The organism is Longimicrobiaceae bacterium (assembly GCA_035696245.1).
GTDB lineage: Bacteria > Gemmatimonadota > Gemmatimonadetes > Longimicrobiales > Longimicrobiaceae > DASRQW01.
Genome location: DASRQW010000303.1, coordinates 1 through 5199, shown reverse-complemented (window position 1 = coordinate 5199; position 5199 = coordinate 1). Strand labels below are relative to the sequence as shown.

The 5199-nt window shown below is 71.3% G+C and carries 4 protein-coding genes; 2 read left to right on the top strand and 2 right to left on the bottom strand.

The genetic code is table 11. The features are described from left to right. Both VFE05_14200 and trpE read right to left on the bottom strand, forming a co-directional pair. Nucleotides 1-305: carboxypeptidase regulatory-like domain-containing protein (locus VFE05_14200; GenBank protein HET6231220.1), on the bottom strand; the 305-nt coding region annotated here is incomplete at its 3' end. A 518-nt stretch (nucleotides 306-823) separates the two neighbouring features. Continuing rightward, nucleotides 824-2338 (bottom strand): anthranilate synthase component I, encoded by a 1515-nt coding sequence (gene trpE / locus VFE05_14195; GenBank protein HET6231219.1) that lies wholly within the window; start codon nucleotides 2336-2338, stop codon nucleotides 824-826. 271 nt (nucleotides 2339-2609) lie between these two features. On the opposite strand from trpE, the gene VFE05_14190 reads away from it, so the two are divergent. Both VFE05_14190 and VFE05_14185 read left to right on the top strand, forming a co-directional pair. Further along, nucleotides 2610-3167, top strand: coding sequence for a hypothetical protein (locus VFE05_14190; GenBank protein HET6231218.1), 558 nt, complete (start codon nucleotides 2610-2612; stop codon nucleotides 3165-3167). 445 nt (nucleotides 3168-3612) lie between these two features. After that, the coding region (locus tag VFE05_14185) for a DUF2723 domain-containing protein (GenBank protein HET6231217.1) at nucleotides 3613-5199 on the top strand (1587 nt) is incomplete at its 3' end.

Genomic DNA, 5199 nt, shown 5'->3' with positions numbered 1-5199 from the left:
AGCGAGGCGCCGGGATTCAGCGTGACCGTGCGGCTCTGCGACGCCAGGCCCACGCGGCTCGCCGTCACGCGCACCTGCTGTCCGGCCCGCACCCGCGACGCCGGGATCGGCAGGCGGTACGTGCCGTCGGCGGCCGTGGTGGTCCCGATGGTCAGCGCGTCGATGCGGATCGCGACCGAGGCCTCCGGGGCCCCCGCCGCGTTCGTGACGCGGCCGGTGATCACGGCCGGCTCCTGCGCCGGCAGCGTCCCGGGCGCGAAGGCTACCGCGAGCATGACGCCCAGTAGCCAGCGAATCTTTCTCATGCACGTCCTCCTTGGTTCCGGCGGTGGGTGTTCACCGTCCGGCGTGGGTTCGCGAGTCGGGCGGGTGCGCCGCGCGCATAGAGCCGCGCGGAGTCCCGCCGGAATGCCCCTCGGGCCCGCAGCCGCGGAGCGCACGAAGTGCGTCCTGCCGGCCGGCCCCTTTTCGTCGAAGAGAGATGGTGCCGTGAGCCTCCTTGTGCGGTGGGGAAGGCTGCGTGCGGGCGCACGTAGTCAACGCACGGGTGGCCGCGGGTGGGACAGCGGCCGCCACGGTTCGGAACGGCGTATCTGTAATGCGATTGACCGGAAACACCCGCTCCAGGCGCCGGGCGGCGCCGTACGGGCATCAGGGTTTGCCTGGGAGCGGCAGAAACAGGGTATTCGGTCTATATAGAACCGGCGTCCGACCGTGTCAATGACATTGATCGGGCGTGGGCGGTGGCTTGCGCCGTACCGTGTATGGCTTGATAGGTCCGGCGCGCACGTGGCGCCATCCCATGGATAGCTCCGCCCGGCGCCTACCGCAAGGGAGGCCGGCCTCCCCGCCCCGCCGTCTGCACGGCGCGCAGGAGCGCGCGGGCCTTGCTCAGCGTCTCCTCGAACTCCGCCGAGGGGTCCGAGTCCGCCACGATTCCCGCGCCGGCGCGGACGTGGGCGCGGCCGCCCTCCGCCACCACGGTGCGGATGGCGATGGCGGTGTCCATGCTGCGCCCGCCCCAGCCGAAGTGGCCCACCGCCCCCGCGTACGGCCCGCGGCGCACGTCCTCCAGCTCGTCGATGATCTCCATCGCCCGCACCTTGGGCGCGCCGGACACGGTGCCGGCGGGAAACGATGCCCGCAGCACGTCCATCGCCGACAGCCCCGGCCGCAGCTCGCCGGTGACGGTGGAGACGATGTGCAGCACGTGCGAGTACCGCTCGATCGTCATCCGGTCCACCACCTGCACCGTGCCGAAGCGCGCCACGCGGCCCACGTCGTTGCGCCCCAGGTCCAGCAGCATCAGGTGCTCGGCGAGCTCCTTCGCGTCGGCCAGCAGGTCCGCGGCGAGCGCGGCGTCCTCCGCCTCGTCTCGCCCGCGGCGGCGCGTGCCGGCGATGGGCCGCACCGTCACCTTGTCGTCCTCCAGCCGCACCATGATCTCGGGCGACGAGCCGACGAGCTGGAAGCCGTCCAGCTCCAGGTAGAAGAGGTAGGGCGAGGGGTTGAGAGTGCGCAGCGTGCGGTACAGGTCGAACGGGTCCGCGGGGAGGTCCACCGTGAGCCGCTGGGAGAGGACGACCTGGAAGGCGTCGCCCGCGCGGACGTACTCCTGCACGCGGCGCACGCGGCCCTCGAACTCCGCCCGCGTGCAGGTGCTCCGGAACGGCGGGTCGCCTTCGGGAGACGGGAGGAGCTCCAGCGGCTCCGGCCCAGGCTCCGTGCGGAGGCGGCGGACCATGGCGTCCACCTCCTCGCCCGCGGCGTCGTAGCGGCGGCGCAGCTCGGCCTCGTCCGCACCCTCCGTCTCCACTGCTGCGACGGCCCTGGCGCGGCCGAACAGGTTATCGATGGCGAGCACGGCGCCCGTGACCATGAACAGCGCGTCCGGGAGGTCGAGGTCCGCGGGGGGCGCGTCCGGCAGCCGCTCGATCAGCCGCACCACGTCGTAGCCGAAGAAGCCCACGGCACCGCCCCAGAAGCGCGGCAGCCCCGGCACCGTGGCCGGCACGTGCGCCCGCAGCAGCCGGTCGAAGTCGCCCAGCGGGTCGGCGGATTCCACGCCGGCGTCCCATCCCGCGGCCGCCGTCCAGCGGTGGACTCGGTGTCCGACCAGCTTCCAGGCGGAGCGCGGCTCGGTGCCCACGAAGGTCCAGCGCGCCCAGCGCTCGCCGCCCACCACCGACTCCAGCAGGAAGCCGAACGGCGGGCGCGCGAGCTTGTGGTACGCCGAGACCGCGGTGTCGCGGTCGAACAGGAGCTCGCGGAACACGGGCACGACCGTGGCCTCGCGGGCGAGGCGGACGAACTCGGGGAAGCTGGGCTGTAGCGGCATCTTGGCGGTGCACGGCGGATGAGGGGCGAACGGCCAATCTCCCCGCCTCGCCGGGGGTTTGTCAACGCGCGCCTCCGTCCCCCCGCGGGGACTGCGCGCGTCTGCCGGAGCGGACGGCGGGCGCGGCGGCGCGAGACGTGCTGCGGGGCGGAACCCGCGCGGACGCTGCATCTCCGCGCCCGTCAACGTGTTGGCAGGCGGCTTGCCCATTCCCCCGGCGCGCGCCGGGAGCGGCGCCGCACCACCCTGAAACACCTGGAGACCGAGCCCCATGCTCAAGCACGCACTCATCGGCGCCGCGCTGCTCGCGGCCGCCTCGCCCGCCGCCGCACAGACGGCCTCGCCCGTCCGCTTCTCCGTGCAGCCGTACGTGGCGTACGGGTTCTACGGCACGCTGCCGGGCGGCGGGCCCACGCTGCAGGACGCGCCCGCGTACGGCGCCCACGCCGCCTTCCAGGTCAGCCCCATGCTGTCGGTGTACGGCGAGTACCAGCGCTCCAAGCCCGAGGTGGGCGGCGGCAACGCCACGGTCGACCACTGGAGCGCGGGCGGCCAGCTGGACTGGGCGCCGCGGCAGGGCGCGAGCGGCGTGCTGCCCATCCGCCTGGAGGCGGGCGTGGGCCAGGTGCGCTACGACTTCAGCGACAGCTTCGTGGGGCCTGTCCGGCAGAGCGACCTCGCCGCGAAGGTGGGCCTCTCCAGCGCCTTCCGCTTCTCGCCGAACCTGGCGCTCACGTACGGCGCCCACGACTACATCTCCAACTTCGACGGCGACCTGGGCGTCGTGAACCACATCTTCGTCAAGATCGGCACCGAGTTCTCGTTCTGAGCCTCCGCCCCGTCCGCTCTCCATCGGCATGAGGGCGGGCACGGTGGATGAACGACGGCGGATCGGGCGTCGAGCGGCAGGACGGTTGATGCTCGATAATGACATGGAACGGTAGATCGGGGATCGATCTCGAAAGATGCACATCTACCGAACACGGCGGATCGACGTCTGCCGATCACGACCTTTCGATGCGCGAAGTGCGCTCGGAGGGCGGACGGGGGCGGGATCGCGGCGGCTCATTCGATCCCTGTCCGGCGGTGGAAGGACAACGTCTCCGGGCCTTCCGGAGTCGAACGCAGCAGAGGGGGCCGGCGCTCGCCGGCCCCCTCGCGTTTCCGGCCCGCCGTGTCCGGGCGACCGCACGCGCGCGCTATCGACAACGGAGAGGGCGGGTTGTAGGTTTGAAAGATTTTCTCCGCCCGAGCCTTCCCCCCCGACCTCCCGTATGAGCCTAGCCACAGAGACCCCGCCGGACCTGGCCTACGAGCGCCCGCCGTACCGCATCGCGCTGCTGGCCGCGGCGCTGGTCTTCGCGCTATACGCCTTCACGCTGGGGCCCAGCACCGCGTTCTGGGACACCAGCGAGTACATCACCACCGCGCACATCCTGGGCATCCCGCACCCGCCGGGCAACCCGCTGTTCGTGCTGCTGGCGCGCGCGTGGGACCTGCTGCTCACGCCCACGGGGCTGCCCACGGCGGTGCGCGTCAACCTCTTCTCGGCGCTGATGGGGTCCGGCACGGCCTTCTTCTGGTTCCTGGTGATGCACCGCGTGACGGCGTTCTTCACGCCCAGCGAGACGGTTCGCCGGGTGGGCGCGGGCGTGAGCATCCTGGTCTCCTCCACCGCGTACACGGTGTGGAACCAGAGCAACGTGAACGAGAAGGTCTACACCGTCAGCCTCTTCACCATCGCCGCGCTGTCGTGGCTGGCCTTCCTGTGGCGCGACCACGTGGAGGCGCACCGCGAGCAGCGCGCGCGCGGCCGCTGGCACGACGACAACGCCATCGTGCTGATGGTGTTCATCCTGGCGCTCTCGGTGGGCAACCACCTGATGGCCTTCCTGGCCGCCCCGGCGCTCGTGGTCTTCCTGCTGATGGTGAAGCCGCGCCTCTTCCTGAACTGGCGCGTGTACGTTTTCGCCGCGCTGTTCGGCATCGTGGGGCTGTCGGTGCACATGTTCCTGCCGCTGCGCTCCGGGCTGAACCCCGTGATCAACGAGGCGCAGCCCACCTGCCCCACCGTGGGCGGCGCCCTGGAGAGCATCCTCACCTTCGGGAAGGCGGGCTGCGAGAACCTGTCCGACGCGCTGCAGCGAAAGCAGTACGGCAAGCCGCCGGTGAGCCAGCGCCTGGCGCCCTTCGCGGACCAGATGGCGAACTACTTCCAGTACTTCGACTGGCAGTGGTCGCGCAGCGTGGACGGCGCGCACGGCTACTTCGGCGGCGGCCGCATCCCCTTCACGCTGCTCTTCCTGGCGCTGGGCGCGTACGGCCTGGCGGAGCACTGGCGGCGAGACCGAAAGAGCTTCGCGTACATGGGCGTGCTGCTCTTCACGCTCTCGGTGGGCCTGGTCTACTACCTGAACTTCAAGTACGGCTACGGCCAGGTGCAGGCGCAGGGCAAGAGCTTCGAGCTGGCCGAGGTGCGCGAGCGCGACTACTTCTTCCTGGTCTCGTTCAGCCTGTGGGGCCTGTACGCGGGCTTCGGGCTGGTGCGGGCGTGGATGGAGGCGGCGCGCGCGCTGCGCCCCAACCGCAACGCGGAGCTCCTCGCCGCGCCGCTGCTGGCGCTCGCGCTGATCCCGCTGGTGCTGAACTGGCCGTACGCCTCGCGCCGTGGCGACTACGCGGCGCGCGACTGGGCGGTGAACCTGCTCAACTCGGTGGAGCCGTACGGCGTGGTGTTCACCAACGGCGACAACGACACCTTCCCGCTGTGGTACGCGCAGGAGGTCGAGGGCATTCGCCGAGACGTCACGGTCGCCGTGCTCTCCCTCTTGTACACGGATTGGTTCGTGCGCGGCATCATC